The organism is Actinacidiphila epipremni, from assembly GCF_012034175.1.
Classification (GTDB): Bacteria; Actinomycetota; Actinomycetes; order Streptomycetales; family Streptomycetaceae; genus Actinacidiphila; species Actinacidiphila epipremni.
On record NZ_JAATEJ010000008.1, the window covers coordinates 145,049 to 161,877 of the forward strand.

The following is a 16,829-nucleotide window of genomic DNA, read 5'->3' on the forward strand; positions in this document are numbered from 1 at the left end:
CGATGGCAAACTCGCCGGACAAGGTCGTCGAGGCGCTGCGCGCGTCGCTCAAGGAGACCGAGCGGCTGCGCGACCAGAACCGCAAGCTCAGCGCGGCCTCGCGGGAACCGGTCGCGATCGTGGGCATGGCCTGCCGCTACCCCGGCGGCGCCGACACGCCCGAGGAGCTGTGGCAGCTGGTCAGCGCCGGCACCGACGCGATCTCCGGCTTCCCCACCGACCGCGGCTGGGACCTGGGCGAGCTGTTCCACCCCGACCCCGACCACTCCGGGACCTCGTACACCCGTGAGGGCGGCTTCCTGCACGACGTCGCCGACTTCGACCCGGCGCTGTTCGGCATCTCGCCGCGCGAGGCCGTCGCCATGGACCCGCAGCACCGGCTGCTGCTGGAGGTGTCCTGGGAGGTCCTGGAGCGCGCCGGCATCGCCCCCGACAGCCTGCGCGGCAGCCGTACCGGCGTTTTCGCGGGCGTGATGTACCAGGACTACGCGGAGGTGTCCGCGCAGGCGGCGGCGCAGGCCGAGGGCTTCATGGGCATCGGCGGCAGCATCGCCACCGGCCGGGTCGCCTACACCCTGGGCCTGGAGGGCCCGGCGGTGACGGTGGACACCGCGTGCTCGTCGTCGCTGGTGGCGCTGCACCTGGCCGTGCAGTCGCTGCGCTCGGGCGAGAGCACCCTGGCCATCGCGGGCGGCGTCACCGTCATGCCGACGCCCAACGTCTTCATCGAGTTCAGCCGGCAGCGCGCCCTGTCCGCCGACGGCCGCTGCCGCTCCTTCGCCGCCGGCGCCGACGGCACCGGCTGGGCGGAGGGCGCGGGCGTGCTGCTGCTGGAGCGGCTGTCCGACGCCCGCCGCAACGGCCACCCGGTGCTCGCCGTCGTGCGCGGCACCGCCGTCAACCAGGACGGCGCCTCCAACGGCCTGACCGCGCCCAACGGCCCGTCCCAGGAACGGGTCATCCGGCAGGCGCTCGCCAACGCCCGGGTCTCCGCCGACCAGGTGGACGTCGTCGAGGCGCACGGCACAGGCACGAGCCTCGGCGACCCGATCGAGGCGCAGGCGCTGCTCGCGACGTACGGGCGCGACCGCGACCCGGCGCGGCCGTTGTGGCTCGGCTCGCTCAAGTCCAACATCGGGCACACGCAGGCCGCGGCCGGCGTCGGCGGCGTCATCAAGATGGTCATGGCGATGCGGCACGCCACCGTGCCCGCGACGATCCACGTGGACGCGCCCTCCCCGCACGTCGACTGGTCCGCCGGCGCGGTCGAACTCGCCGTCGGGGCACGGGAATGGGCGGCGGCGGAGGGCCGGCCGCGACGGGCGGGCGTGTCGTCCTTCGGCGTGAGCGGCACGAACGCGCACGTCATCCTGGAGGAGGCCGCACCGGCGCCGGCACCGGCGCCCGCCGCCGCTACCGAAGCCGACGCCGCTGCCGCTCCCGGCGCCGGGACGGGCGGCACCGTCCCGTGGGTGCTGTCCGCGCGGTCCGCGGGCGCGCTGCGCGGCCAGGCGGACCGGCTGCTGACCGCGCTGGCCGCGGACGGCGACCGGTTCGACGGCGAACTGGCCGACACCGGTTGGTCGTTGGTGACCACCCGGGCCGCACTGGAGCACCGCGCGGTGGCCGTCGGCGCCGACGCCGCCGCGATGGCCGTGGCCCTGCGCGGCCTCACCGAGGACCGGCCCGCCCCGGGCCTGGTCTCCGGGGCGGTCGCCGGGGGCGTCGGCAAGACGGTGTTCGTCTTCCCGGGGCAGGGTTCGCAGTGGGTCGGGATGGCGGCGGGGTTGCTGGAGTCCTCGCCGGTCTTTGCCGAGCGGATGGCCGAATGCGCGGCTGCGCTGGGGGAGTTCGCGGACTGGTCGCTGCTGGAGGTGCTGGAGGACGAGGCGGCGCTCAAGCGCGTCGATGTGATCCAGCCGGTCCTGTGGGCGGTGATGGTGTCGCTGGCCGCCGTGTGGCGGTCGGTGGGCGTGCAGCCGCAGGCCGTACTCGGGCATTCCCAGGGCGAGATCGCCGCCGCCGCGGTGTCGGGTGTGCTGTCGCTGCGGGACGCGGCGAAGGTCGTGGCGTTGCGGTCGCAGGCGATCATCGCCCTGTCGGGCCTGGGCGGTATGGCGTCGGTGGCGCAGCCGCAGGAGCTGGTACGGGAGCGGATCGCCGCGTGGGACGGCCGGTTGTCGGTCGCGGCGGTCAACGGCACGGCCTCGACGGTGGTGTCGGGTGAGGTCGGGGCGCTGGAGGAGCTGCTGGCGGCCTGCGAGGCCGACGAGGTGCGGGCCCGCCGTATCGATGTGGACTACGCCTCGCACTCCGCCCAAGTGGAGATCATCCGCGACGAGTTGGCGAAGCTGCTGGACGGGATCGAGCCGCGCCGCGCCGAAGTGCCCTTCTACTCGACGGTGACGGGTGGATGGGTGAGCGGCCCCGAGCTGGACGCCACGTACTGGTACACCAACCTGCGGGAGACGGTCGGCTTCGAGCCCGCCGTCCGCACGCTGCTGGCCGAGGGCTTCACCTCGTTCGTCGAGTCCAGCGCGCACCCGGTGCTGGCGATGGCCGTCCAGGAGACGGCGGAGGCCGCCGAGACGCCCGCGGTCGTCGTGGGCACGCTGCGGCGCGGCGAGGGCGGCTGGGACCGGTTCCTGACCTCCGCCGCCGAGGCGTACGTCCGCGGCGTGCCCGTCGACTGGGCCGCGCTGTACGGGCCCGCGCCGCGCCGCGTGGACCTGCCCACGTACGCCTTCGACCGGGACCGCTACTGGCCCAAGGGCGTGCTCAGCGCGGGCAGCGCGACCGGGCTCGGGCTGGACGACGCCGGCCACCCGCTGCTCGGCGCCGCGGTGTCCGTGCCCGGCTCCGGCGGCTTCCTCTTCACCGGCCGGCTGTCGCTCGACGCCCACCCGTGGCTGGTGGACCACGCCGTCGCCGGCTCCGTGCTCGTGCCCGGCACCGCGCTGGTGGACCTCGCGATACGCGCCGGCGACGAGGTCGGCTGCGGCCACCTGGAGGAGCTGACGCTGGAGGCGCCGCTGGTGCTGCCCGAGCGCGGCGCGGTGCAGCTCCAGGTGTGGGTGGACGCCGAGGACGAGACCGGCGCCCGCGCGCTGCGCGTCCACTCCCGCCCCTACGGCGTGGACGGCGCCCCCTGGACGCGGCACGCCGGCGGTGTCGTCACCCCGGGACCCGGCACGTCCCCCGCCGCCGGGGACGCGCTGACGGCGTGGCCGCCGGCCGGCGCGCGGCCGGTCGACCTCGACGGCTTCTACCCGCGGCTGGCCGCGACCGGCCTCGGCTACGGGCCGGTCTTCCAGGGGCTGCGGGCCGCCTGGCGGCACGGCGACGACATCTACGCCGAGGTCGAACTGCCCGACGCCGCCGCGATGGACGCCGGGCGCTTCGGCATCCACCCGGCGCTGCTCGACGCGGCCCTGCACGGCTCGTTCCTGCTCGGCGGCGACGGCGAGCCCGGCGGTGAGCCCGGCGGGTCCGGTGAACCCGGCGACGGCGGCATCGCCCTGCCCTTCGCATGGTCCGGCGTCGCCCTGCACGCCACCGGTGCGACCGCGCTGCGGGTCCGGATCCGCCCCGCGGGCGAGCACGCCACCTCCGTGCAGGTCGCCGACGCCACCGGGCTGCCGGTAGCGACGATCGGCACGCTGGTCGCCCGCCCGCTGCCCACCGGGCCCGCCCCGACCGGGCCGCTCGACGCGATGTACCGGGTCGAGTGGACGCCGCTGGCCGCCCCGCAGGCCGCCCCCGACGCCGCCGCACTCGCCGTCCTGGGCACGGACACCCTCGCCGGGCACCCCTCCTACGCCGACCTCGACGCCCTGGCCGCCGCCCCTGAGCCGCCCACGACCGTCGTCGTACCGCTCACCGCACCGGTGGACGCGGACGGCGGCACGCCCGGCGCCGTACGGCAGGCCACGCACGACGCGCTCGCGCTGCTCCAGCGGTGGCTCGCCGACGAGCGGTTCGAGGCCGCGCGGCTGGTGCTGCTCACCCGGGGCGCGGTCGCCACGCACGCCGGCGAGCGGATCACCGACCTCGCACGGTCCGCCGTGTGGGGCCTGGCGCGCTCGGCGCAGACCGAGAACCCCGGCCGGATCGTGCTCGCCGACCTCGACGGCACCCCCGTCTCGTACAACGCGCTCGCCGCCGCCCTCACCACCGACGAGCCGGAGATCGCGCTGCGGGCCGGCACCGCCCACGCGCCCCGGCTGCTGCGCGCCGCCACCGCCGACGGACTCGTACCGCCGGCCGGCGCGCCCGCCTGGCACCTGGAGCCCACCACCCGCGGCACCTTCGACAACCTCGCCCTCGTCCCCTTCGCCGAGGCCCAACTGCCGCTCGCCGAGGGCGAGGTGCGGATCGCCGTACGGGCCGCGGGCATGAACTTCCGCGACGCCCTCAACGCGCTGGGCATGTACCCCGGCAACGCCGGCCACGTCGGCATCGAGGGCGCGGGCGTCGTGACCGAGGTCGGCCCGGGCGTGACCCGGCTCGCCGTCGGCGACCGCGTGATGGGCATCCTCTCCGGCAGCTTCGGCAACCTCACCGTCGCCGACTCCCGGCTCGTCGTCCCCGTCCCGGACGGCTGGACCTTCACCGAGGCCGCCGCGATCCCCGTCGTCTACCTGACCGCCTACTACGGGTTGGTGGACCTGGCGGGGTTGCGTGCGGGGGAGTCGGTGCTGGTGCATGCGGCTGCCGGTGGTGTGGGGATGGCGGCCGTGCAGCTCGCCCGGTACCTCGGTGCCGAGGTGTTCGGTACGGCGTCGGTCGGCAAGTGGGACGTGCTGCGGGCTTCGGGCCTTTCCGATGAGCGGATTGCTTCGTCGCGTGATCTGGAGTTTGAGGGCAAGTTCCTTGCCGCGACCGGTGGTCGGGGTGTGGATGTGGTGCTGGACTCGCTGGCGCGGGAGTTCGTGGACGCGTCGCTGCGGCTGCTGCCGCGTGGCGGGCGGTTCGTGGAGATGGGCAAGACCGACGTCCGTGACCCGGCCGAGGTCGCCGCCGCGTATCCGGGCGTCGCCTACCGGGCGTTCGAGGTCATGGAGGCCGGGCCCGACCGCATCCAGGAGATGCTCACCGAGATCGTCCGGCTGCTCGCGGACGGGTCGCTCACCGCGCCGCCCTTCCACGCGTGGGACGTACGGCGGGCGCCCGCGGCCTTCCGCTTCATCAGCCAGGCCCGGCACATCGGCAAGCTGGTGCTGACCACCCCCGCCGGCTGGGACCCCGAGGGCGCGGTGCTCGTCACCGGCGCCTCCGGTGTCCTCGGCGGCCTGGTCGCCCGGCACTTGGCCGCGGAACACGGCGTACGGCGGCTCGTCCTGCTCAGCCGGCGCGGCGAACAGGCCCCCAGCGCCCAGGAGTTGCGGGACGACCTCGCCGCGCTCGGCGCCACCGCGCACTTCACCGCCTGCGACGCCGCCGACCGCGACCAACTCGCCGCCGCCCTCGACGGACTGCCCGCCGGGTGGACCCCGCGCGGCGTCGTCCACACCGCGGGCGTGCTCGACGACGGCGTGCTCGGCTCCCTCACGCCCGAGCGGATCGACACCGTGCTGCGGCCCAAGGTGGACGCGGCCTGGCACCTGCACGAGCTGACCCGCGGCCTCGACCTCACGCACTTCGTGCTCTTCTCCTCCGCCGCCGGCGTCTTCGGCAACGCCGGCCAGGCCAACTACGCCGCCGCCAACGCCTTCACCGATGCTCTCGCCGCCCACCGCGTCTCGCTCGGCCTGCCGGCGCAGTCCCTCGCGTGGGGCCTGTGGGCCGACGCCAGCGCCATGACCGGCCACCTCGGCGACGCCGAGACCCAACGCCTCGGCGGGGCGGGCGCGTTGACCGCGGCCGAGGGCCTGGCGCTGCTCGACGCGGCCGGCGCGCTCGGCGAGAGCGCCCTCGTGCCGCTGCGCCTCGACCTCGCGGGCCTGCGCGGCGGCCCGGTGCCGCCGCTCATGCGCGCGCTGGTCCGCGGCACCGCCCGCCGCACCGTCGAGGCCGGCGCGGGCTCCCTCGACGTGCTGCGCCGCCGGCTGCTCGCCATGCCCGACGCCGACCGCGGCCGGCTCGTCCTGGACCTCGTCCGCAGCCACGCCGGCGCCGTCCTCGGCCACGCCACGCCCGAATCGCTGGACGCTGCACGGCCGTTCAAGGAGATCGGGTTCGACTCGCTGACCGCCGTGGAGCTGCGCAACCGGCTCAAGACCGTCGTCGGCCTCAGCCTGCCCGCCACGCTCGTTTTCGACTACCCCACGCCCACCGCGCTCGCCCGCCACCTCACCACCGAACTCCTCGGCGGCGAGGCCGCCGCGGCGGACTCCGCCACCCCCGCCACCCGCACCGGCAGCGGCACCGACGCGGACGAACCGCTCGCGATCGTCGGCATGGCCTGCCGGCTGCCCGGCGGCATCGCCTCGCCCGACGACCTGTGGCAGCTCGTGGCCGCCGGCGGCGACGCCATCACCACCTTCCCCGTCAACCGCGGCTGGGACCTCGACGCGCTCTACGACCCCGACAAGAGCCGCACCGACACCTCCTACACCCGCGAGGGCGGATTCCTGCACGACGCGGGCGACTTCGACCCCGCCTTCTTCGGCATGTCGCCGCGCGAGGCGCTGGCCACCGACCCGCAGCAGCGGCTGCTGCTCGAAGTCGCCGCCGAGACCTTCGAGAACGCCGGCCTGGACCACCACGCGCTGCGCGGCAGCCGCACCGGTGTCTTCGCCGGACTCGTCTACCACGACTACGCCTCGCAGCTGCGCGAGGTGCCCGAGAGCGTCGGCGGCTACCTCGGCACCGGCACCACCGGCAGCGTCGCGTCCGGCCGGATCGCGTACACCTTCGGCCTCGAAGGGCCCGCGCTCACCATCGACACCGCGTGCTCGTCGTCGCTGGTCGCGCTGCACCTGGCGGGGCAGGCGCTGCGCGGCGGCGAGTGCACCATGGCGCTGGTCGGCGGCGTCACCGTGATGGCCACGCCCGGCACCTTCGTCGACTTCAGCCGGCAGGGCGGCCTCGCCTACGACGGCCGCTGCAAGGCCTTCGCCGCCGCGGCCGACGGCACCGGCTGGGCCGAGGGCGCCGCGATGCTGCTCGTCGAACGGCTCTGCGACGCCCGGGCCAACGGCCACCAGGTGCTCGCCGTCGTGCGCGGCTCGGCCATCAACCAGGACGGCGCCTCCAACGGCCTGACCGCCCCCAACGGCCTCGCCCAGCAGCGCGTCATCCGGCAGGCCCTCGCCAACGCCCGGGTCAGCGCGGCCGAGGTGGACGCCGTCGAGGCGCACGGCACCGGCACGACACTCGGCGACCCCATCGAGGCGCATGCGCTGCTCGCCACGTACGGGCGCGAGCACAGCACGCAGCAGCCGCTGTGGCTCGGCTCGGTGAAGTCCAACCTCGGCCACACGCAGGGCGCGGCGGGCGCGGCCGGCGTCATCAAGATGGTCATGGCGATGCGGCACGGCGTCCTCCCGCGCACCCTGCACGTGGACGCGCCGTCCGCTCACGTCGACTGGACCATGGGCGGCGTCGCCCTGCTCACCGAGGACCAGGCATGGGAGGCGCCGGGCGGCCGGCCGCGCCGCGCGGGCGTGTCGTCCTTCGGGATCAGCGGGACCAACGCGCACGTCATCATCGAGCAGGCGCCGGCGGAGGACGAGCCCGAGGCCGCCGCGGAGCCGGCGCCGGTCGCCGCCGTGGGCAGCGCGGTCGTGCCGTGGCTGCTCTCCGCCCGCACCCCCGGGGCCCTCGCCGCCCAGGCCGCCCGGCTGCGCGCCCACGTCGAGGCCGCACCGGACGTGCCCGCCGCCGACATCGGCTACTCCCTCGCCACGACCCGCACCGCGTGGGAGCACCGCGCGGCCGTCGTCGGCGCCGAGCGCGGCGAGCTGCTGGACGCGCTGGACCGGCTGCGCGCGACGGCGGTCGCCGACGGGCGCACGGCGTTCGTCTTCACCGGTCAGGGCTCGCAGCGGGTCGGGATGGGGCGCGAACTGCACGCGGCTTTCTCGGTGTTCGCGGCGTCGTTCGACGAGACGTGCGAGCTGCTGGGCCTGGAGCCGGCGGTGGTGTTCGACGGCGCCGGCGACCTGGACCTGACGGGGAACGCCCAACGGGCGCTGTTCGCGCTGGAGGTGGCGCTCTTCCGGCTGCTGGAGTCGTGGGGCGTGCGGCCCGACGCGGTCGCCGGGCACTCGGTCGGCGAGATCGCGGCGGCGCATGTCGCCGGGGTGCTGTCCTTGAAGGACGCCTGCACGCTGGTCGAGGCACGGGGCCGGCTCATGCAGCAACTGCCCGCCGGTGGCGCGATGGTGGCGGTCGGCGCCGGGGAGGACGCGGTGCTGCCGCTGCTGGCGGGACGCCCCGAGGTCGGGATCGCCGCCGTCAACGGGCCCGCGTCGGTGGTGGTCTCCGGCGCCGAGGACGAAGTCCTCGCCGTGGCGGCGAAGCTGGCCGCGCAGGGCGCCAAGACCCGGCGGCTGACCGTCAGCCACGCCTTCCACTCGCCGCTCATGGAGCCGATGCTCGACGAATTCCGCTCCGTCGTCACGGGGTTGAGCTTCGCCGAGCCCGCCGTCGAGCTGGTCTCGGCGCTCGCCGACGCCGACCCGACCTCGCCCGAGCACTGGGTCCGGCACGTCCGCGAGGCCGTACGGTTCGCCGACGCCGTACGGGCGCTGGAGGCGTACGGCGTGCGGACGTATCTCGAACTCGGCCCGGACGGCGTGCTGTCGGGCATGGCGCCGGACTGCCTCGCCGACCCCGAGGCCGCGGGCTTCCTGCCGCTGCTGCGCAAGGACCGGCCCGAGGACCGCGCCCTCGTCGAGGCGCTGAGCGGCGCGCACACCCGCGGGACGGCCGTGGACTGGGCGGCCTTCTTCGCCGGCCGCGGCGCCCGGCGCACCGCGCTGCCCACCTACGCCTTCCAGCACGAGACCTACTGGCTCACCGACCAGGGCGGGGCGGGCGACGTGACCGCGGCCGGCATCGGCGCGGCCCGGCATCCGCTGCTCGGCGCCGCGGTGGCGCTGCCCGAGGGCTGGCTGTTCACCGGGCGGCTGTCGCTGCGCTCGCACCCCTGGCTCGCCGGCCACGTCGTCATGGGCGCGGTGCTGCTGCCCGGCACCGCCTTCGTGGAGCTCGCCGTACGCGCCGCCGACCAGGTCGGCTGCACCGTCGTGGAGGACCTGACGCTCAGCGCGCCGCTGGTCCTCGCCGGGCACGCGCCCGTCCAGACCCGGGTGCTCGTCGGCGAGCCGGACGCGGCCGGGCGGCGCTCGCTGGCCGTCTACTCGCGGCCCGAGGACGCCGCCGTGGACGAGCCCTGGACCGAGCACGCCACCGGCACCGTCGCCCCCGGCGGCCCGTCCGGCGACCGGCTCACCGCCTGGCCGCCGGCCGGCGCGCAGCCCGTCGACGTCACCGGCACCTACGCCGGCTTCGACGCCCTCGGCCTGGCCTACGGCCCCGCCTTCCGCGGCCTGCGGGCCGCCTGGCGGCTCGGCGAGGAGGTGTACGCCGAGGTCGCGCTGCCCGACGACGTGCCGGACGCCGCCGGTTACGGCCTGCACCCGGCGCTGCTGGACGCCGCCCTGCACGCCACCGGACTGCTCGGCGGCACCGCCGGCACGGTCGCGCTGCCCTTCGCCTGGAGCGGTGTGCGGCTGCACGCGGCCGGCGCCGACACCCTGCGGGTACGCCTCACCCCGGCGGCCGACGGCGTCGCCCTGGCCCTCGCGGACGCCTCCGGCGAGCCGGTGGCCACGGTCGGCTCGCTCGCGCTGCGCGCGGTCTCCGCCGAGCGCTTCACGGCGGGCGGCGGCTACGTCGACTCGCTGTTCCGTACGGGCTGGGCGCCGGTCGCGCTGCCGGACGGTGCCGGGACGGCCGCCACCGGCCGCGTCGAGGTGCTGCCCGGTACGTGGACGGCCGGGGACGACCTGCCCGCCGCCGTCCGCGCGGCCACCGCGTGGGCCCTGGACGTCGTGCGGGCCCGGACAGCCGAGGAGGACCCGGCGGCCGGCCCGGTCGTCGTCGTGACGCGGGGCGCGGTCGCCGCCGCTCCCGGCGAGGCCGTCACCGACCCGGCCGCCGCGGCGGTGTGGGGCCTGCTGGCCTCGGCGCAGTCCGAACACCCCGACGCCTTCGTGCTGGTGGACGCCGACGACCTCGACGCGCTGCGGGCGTCGGCCCCCGCGCTGCTCGCCACCGGCGAGCCCCGGCTGGCACTGCGCGCCGGCGCCGCTTTCGCGTCGCGCCTGGAGCGGGTGCGGGCGGCCGAAGGCGAACTGCCGGTGCTGGACTCCGGTTCGGTGCTGGTGACGGGTGCGTCGGGTGCTCTGGGTGGGCTGTTCGCGCGGCATCTGGTGGTGGAGTACGGGGTGCGCGGTCTCGTACTAGCCTCTCGGAGCGGTGAGTTCGGTGGGCTGGTGGATGAACTCGCGGCGCAGGGTGCTGTGGTGCGGGCGGTGGCGTGTGATGTGGCCGACCGGGGCGCACTGGCCGAACTCCTCGACTCGGTGCCGGACTTGGTGGGTGTCGTGCATGCGGCGGGTGTGCTGGACGACGGGCTGGTGGACTCGCTCACGCCCGGGCGGCTGGCGGCGGTGCTGCGGCCGAAGGTGGATGCGGCCTGGCATCTGCACGAGCTGACCGCGGGGCGGGAGTTGCGGCTCTTCGCGCTCTTCTCCTCCGCCGCCGGCGCCTTCGGCAACCCCGGGCAGGCCAACTACGCCGCCGCGAACGTGTTCCTGGACGCCTTGGCCGCCTACCGCCGCGCCCAGGGCCTCGCCGCGACCTCGCTCGCCTGGGGCCCCTGGGCGACCGGCATGGGCGGCGGCCTCGACGAGGCCGAGCGGGCGCGGATGTCCCGCTCGGGCGTCGCCCCGCTGACCGCCGAGGAGGGCACCGCCCTCTTCGACGCCGCCCTGACCGGCCCCGACGCGGTGCTGCTGCCCATCCGGCTCAACCTGTCCCGTATCGCGAAGTCCGCCGACGGGCCCGTGCCGCCGCTGCTGCGCGGCCTGGTGCGCGGCACCGCCCGGCGTACCGCCGCCACCGGTGCCGCGCTCGCCGACGGGGCGCCGGCCCGCAGGCTGGCCGGGCTCACCGCCGGCGAGCGGGAGCGGGAGCTGCTGGAGCTGGTCAGGACGCAGGTCGCCGAGGTGCTGGCGATGAGCGGACCGGCGGCCGTACTGCCGCAGCAGGCCTTCAACGAGATCGGGTTCGACTCGCTGACCGCCGTGGAGCTGCGCAACCGGCTCATCGCCGAGACCGGGCTGCGGCTGCCCGCGACGCTGGTCTTCGACTATCCGACGCCCGCCGCGATCGCCGGCCACCTGGCGACCGCGCTCGGCGGTTCCACCGCGGCCGACGCCGGCCCGGTACGCGTCGCGGCCACCGCCGACGAGCCGATCGCGATCGTCGGCATGGCCTGCCGCTTCCCCGGCGGGGTCGGTTCGCCCGAGGAGCTGTGGGAGCTGCTGGCGGGCGGCGGCGACGCCATCTCGTACTTCCCCGAGGACCGCGGCTGGGACGTCGCCCGGCTCTACCACCCCGACCCCGACCACGCGGGCACCTCGTACTCGCGCGAGGGCGGATTCCTGCACGACGCCGCGCAGTTCGACGCCGACTTCTTCGGCATCTCGCCGCGCGAGGCCGTCGCGACCGACCCGCAGCAGCGGCTGCTGCTGGAGACGTCGTGGGAGGCGTTCGAGCGGGCCGGTATCGACCCGGCGACCGTACGCGGCAGCCGCACCGGCGTGTTCGCCGGCGTCATGTACCACGACTACACCGAAGTGGTCGGGCAGAGCTCCGACAGCACCGAGGGCTTCGTCGGCACCGGCGGCACGGGCAGCATCCTGTCCGGCCGCATCTCCTACACCTTCGGGCTTGAGGGCCCGGCGGTGACGGTGGACACCGCGTGCTCGTCCTCGCTGGTCGCCCTGCACCTGGCCGCGCAGGCGCTGCGCGGCGGCGAGTGCGACCTCGCCCTCGCGGGGGGCGTCACCGTGATGGCCACGCCCAACGTCTTCGTCGGCTTCAGCCGGCAGCGCGGCCTCGCCGTGGACGGGCGCTGCAAGGCGTTCTCGGCGGACGCGGACGGCACGGGTTGGGGCGAGGGCGCGGGCGTGCTGCTGGTGGAGCGGCTGTCCGACGCGCGGGCGAAGGGCCATCGGGTGCTGGCGGTGGTGCGGGGTTCGGCGGTGAACCAGGACGGTGCGTCCAATGGTCTGACGGCGCCGAACGGTCCTTCGCAGCAGCGGGTGATCCGGCAGGCGCTGGCGAATGCGCAGGTGTCGGCGGCGGAGGTGGATGTCGTCGAGGCGCATGGTACGGGGACGAGTCTCGGTGATCCGATCGAGGCGCAGGCGCTGCTGGCCACGTATGGGCAGGAGCGCGCGGGGTCCGAGCCGTTGTGGCTGGGGTCGGTGAAGTCGAACATCGGGCACACGCAGGCCGCGGCTGGTGTGGCGGGGATCATCAAGATGGTCATGGCGATGCGGCACGGTGAGCTGCCGCGGACGCTGCACGCCGAGGAGCCCTCGCCGCATGTGGACTGGGCCTCCGGCGCCGTGGAGCTGCTGACCGAGCACCGCACCTGGGAGGTGCCGGAGGGGCGTCCGCGCCGGGCCGCGGTGTCGTCCTTCGGGATCAGCGGCACCAACGCGCACGTCATCCTGGAGCAAGCCCCCGACACCGGCGTACCCGCGGCGGACGCGTCCCTGCCGGACGGCGCCCCGCTGGCGTGGGTGCTCTCCGCGCGGTCGCCCGAGGCCGTACGCGACCAGGCCGCACGCCTGGCCGCACACGTGACCGCGCACCCCGAGCTGGCGCCGGCCGACATCGCGCTGTCCCTCGCCACCGGCCGGGCCCGCTTCCCGTACGGCACCGTGGTGACGGGCGCGGGCCGGGACGAACTGCTCGCCGGGCTGGACGCGTTGACGGTCGTGCCCGCGGGCGCCGAGACCGGCGGCAGGACCGGCTTCCTCTTCACCGGTCAGGGCTCGCAGCGGGTCGGGATGGGGCGCGAACTGCACGCCGTCTTCCCGGTGTTCGCGGCGTCGTTCGACGAGACGTGCGAGCTGCTGGGCCTGGACCCGGCGGTGGTGTTCGACGGCGCCGGCGACCTGGACCTGACCGGCAATGCCCAACGGGCGCTGTTCGCGCTGGAGGTGGCGCTCTTCCGGCTGCTGGAGTCCTGGGGCGTGCGGCCCGACGCGGTCGCCGGGCACTCGGTCGGCGAGATCGCGGCGGCGCATGTCGCCGGGGTGCTGTCCTTGAAGGACGCCTGCACGCTGGTCGAGGCACGTGGCCGGCTCATGCAGCAACTGCCGTCCGGCGGCGCCATGGTGGCCGTCGCGGCGGCGGAGGACGTGGTCCTGCCGCTGCTCGAAGGCCGCTCCGGGACCGGCATCGCCGCCGTCAACGGGCCCGCCTCCGTGGTGGTCTCCGGCGATGAGGCCGAAGTCCTCGCACTGGCCGAGGAGTTGGCCGCGCGCGGCGTCAAGACCAAGCGGCTCACCGTCTCGCACGCCTTCCACTCGCCGCTCATGGAGCCGATGCTCGACGAATTCCGCACCGCCGTCGCTCATCTGCGGTTCGCCGAGCCCCGCGTTCCCGTCGTGACCGGCGACCCCGCCGCCGACCTCACCGACCCCGAGCACTGGGTGCGGCATGTCCGGGACGCCGTGCGGTTCGCCGACGCGGTACGGGCGTTGGAGGGTGCGGGGGTCCGTACGTATGTCGAACTCGGCCCGGACGGTGTGCTGTCGGGCATGGCGCCGGACTGCCTCGCCGACCCGGAGGCCGCCGCCTTCCTGCCGCTGCTGCGCAAGGGCCGGCCCGAGGCGAGCACCGTCGCCGCCGCGCTCGGCCGGGCGCACCTGCGGGGCACGGCCGTGGACTGGGCGGCCGTACTGCCCGGCGCGGAACCTGCGGACCTGCCCACGTACGCCTTCCGGCACCGCCGCTACTGGCCGACCCCGTCGGCCGCGCCCGGCGACACCACCGGGCTCGGCCTGGACGCCGCCGGGCACCCGCTGCTCGGCGCCGCGCTGGACGTCCCGGACTCCGACGGCCTGGTCCTGACCGGGCGGCTGTCGGCGGCGACCCACCCGTGGCTGGCCGACCACACCTTCGCCGGCGCGGTCCTGCTGCCCGGCGCGGCCTTCGTGGAGCTGGCCGTGTGCGCCGGCGACCGGGTCGGCTGCGCCCTGGTCGAGGAACTGACGCTGCGGGCGCCGCTGGTGGTGCCCGCGGACGGCGCCGCGCAGCTCCAGGTGGTGGTGCGCGCCCCGGCGGAGGACGGGCGGCGGGCGCTGGAGGTCTACGCCCGCGCCGAGGACGCCGACGACCCGCGCGCCCCCTGGACGCTGCACGCCGCCGGCACCCTCGCGCCGGACGGGCCCGACCCGGCCGGGCCGGCACCGCAGGAGTGGCCGCCGGCCGGCGCCGAGGCGGTGGACCTGGCCGGCTTCTACGACACGATGGCCGACCTCGGGCTGGCCTACGGCCCGGCCTTCCGGGGCCTGCGGGCCGCCTGGCGGCTCGGCGGCGACGTCTACGCCGAGGTCGGGGCGGGCGAGCCCGGCGAACCGGCCGCCGACCCGGCGGGCTACGGGCTGCACCCGGCGCTGCTGGACGCCGCCCTGCACCCGCTCGCCCTCACCGCGGGGGAGGAGGCGCGGGCCCGGCTGCCGTTCTCCTGGAGCGGCGTGCGGCTGCACGCGACCGGCGCGACCGCGCTGCGGGTCCACGCCACCGCCGGCGGGTCGCTGCGGCTGTACGGGCCCGGCGGCCGGCCCGTCGCCACCGTCGAGGCGCTGGCGACCCGCCCGGTCGACGCCGCCGACCTCGCGGCGGGCGGCGGCCACCGCGACGCGCTCTTCCGCGTCGACTGGACCGCGCTGCCCGCCCTGCCCGCCCCGGACGGACCTGCGCCGGCGATCGGCGCGGGCACGTACGCGGTGCTCGGCACCGACCCGCTCGGCCTCGCCGCCGCCCTCGGCGGTACGGGAGCGCAGGCGGCCGGCCTCGGCGACCTGACCGCCGTACCGGGCACCGTCCTGGTGTCCTTCACCGCCGCCGAGGGCCCCGACACCCCGCGGGCCACCCGCGAACTCGCCCACGACGCCCTGCGGTTCACGCAGGAGTGGCTGGCCGGCGAGCGGTACGCCGACGCGCGGCTGGTCGTCGTCACCCGCGGCGCCGTCGCCACCGGACCGGACGACGACGTGACCGACCTGCCCGGCGCCGCGGTGTGGGGCCTGCTGCGGTCCGCGGAGTCCGAGAACCCCGGCCGCTTCGTCCTGCTCGACGTGGACGACCCGGCGGCGGTGACCGCGGCTTGGCCGCACATCCTCGCCGGCGCCGAATCCCAACTCGCCGTCCGGGAAGGGCAGGTGCGGGCCGTACGGCTCGCCCGCGCCGGGGCCGAGCCCGCCGGGGAGCCCGGCTGGGCGGCCGGCGGCACCGTCCTGGTGACCGGCGCGACCGGCGCGCTGGGCCGGCTCGTCGCCCGCCACCTGGTGGCCGAACACGGTGTCCGCGGCCTGCTGCTGGCGAGCCGCCGCGGCCCGGCGGCGGAGGGCGCGGCCGAACTCGCCGCCGAACTCACCGCGCTGGGCGCCGACGTGGACGTCCAGGCGTGCGACGTCGCCGACCGCGAGGCCGTACGCGCCCTGCTCGCGCGGGTCCCGCGGGACCGGCCGCTGACCGCGGTCGTGCACACCGCGGGTGTTCTCGACGACGGTGTCCTCGGCGCGCTCACCCCCGAGCGGATCGACGCGGTGCTGCGGCCCAAGGTGGACGCGGCCTGGCACCTGCACGAGCTGACCGGGGACCTGGACCTCGCGCACTTCGTGCTCTTCTCGTCGGTCTCCGGTGTCGTCGGCGGCCCGGGCCAGGCCAACTACGCCGCCGCCAACGCCTTCCTCGACGCGCTCGCGCAGCACCGCCGCGCCCGCGGCCTGCCCGCGACCTCGCTGGCCTGGGGCCGCTGGGCGGAGACCGGCTCGATGGCCGCGGAACTCTCCGCGGCCGACCGGCAGCGCCTGGACCGCACCGGCATCGGCGCGCTCACCTCGCAGGAGGGCATGGCGCTGCTGGACGACGCGGTCGGCGCGGACCGGGCCGTGCTGGTGCCGGTCCGGCTGCACCAGCCGGCGCTGCGGGCACAGGCGGCGGCCGGGATGCTGCCGCCCGTGCTGTCCGGGCTGGTCCGCGCCTCCGTACGGCGCGCGTCCGCCGACGACGGGCGGGCCGCAGGCGAGGCCCTGGCGGCGCGGCTGGCGTCGCTCACCGCGGAGCAGGGGCACGAGCTGCTGCTCACCGTGGTGCGCGGCTCGGCCGCGAGCGTCCTGGGCCACCAGGGGCACGAACAGATCGCGCCCGACCGGGCGTTCAGCGAACTCGGCTTCGACTCGCTGACCGCCGTCGAGTTCCGCAACCACCTCATCGGCGCGACCGGGCTGCGGCTGCCCGCGACGCTCGTCTTCGACTACCCGACGTCCGACGCGCTCGCGGCCCACCTGCACACCGAGTTGACCGGCGGCAAGGCCCAGGAAGCGGGCGCGCTCAGCGCGTTCGCCGACCTCGACCGGCTGGAGGCGGCGCTCGCGGGCCTGGCCGGCGACGAGACGGCCCGGCAGCGCGTCGCGGAACGCCTCGGCGACCTCCTCGGCCGGCTGACCGGGCAGGGCGAGAGCGCCGACGACGGGCGGGACGGCGGGCAGGCGGTCGCCGACCGCATCGAGTCCGCCAGCGACGACGACATCTTCGCGTTCATCGACAACGAACTGGGCGGGTCCTGA

Annotated in this window: 1 protein-coding gene; it reads left to right on the top strand. The window is 76.4% G+C overall.

All coding sequences use genetic code 11. The features are described 5' to 3' along the window. Positions 1-2 precede the first annotated feature (2 nt). Positions 3-16,829: a type I polyketide synthase gene (locus HCN08_RS13175; protein WP_167983208.1), complete on the top strand. Its 16,827-nt coding sequence runs from the start codon at positions 3-5 to the stop codon at positions 16,827-16,829.

Coding starts and splice junctions, on each gene's coding strand:
- HCN08_RS13175 (WP_167983208.1), top strand. CDS start 3: ATGGCAAACTCGCCGGACAAGGTCGTCGAGGCGCTGCGCGCGTCGCTC.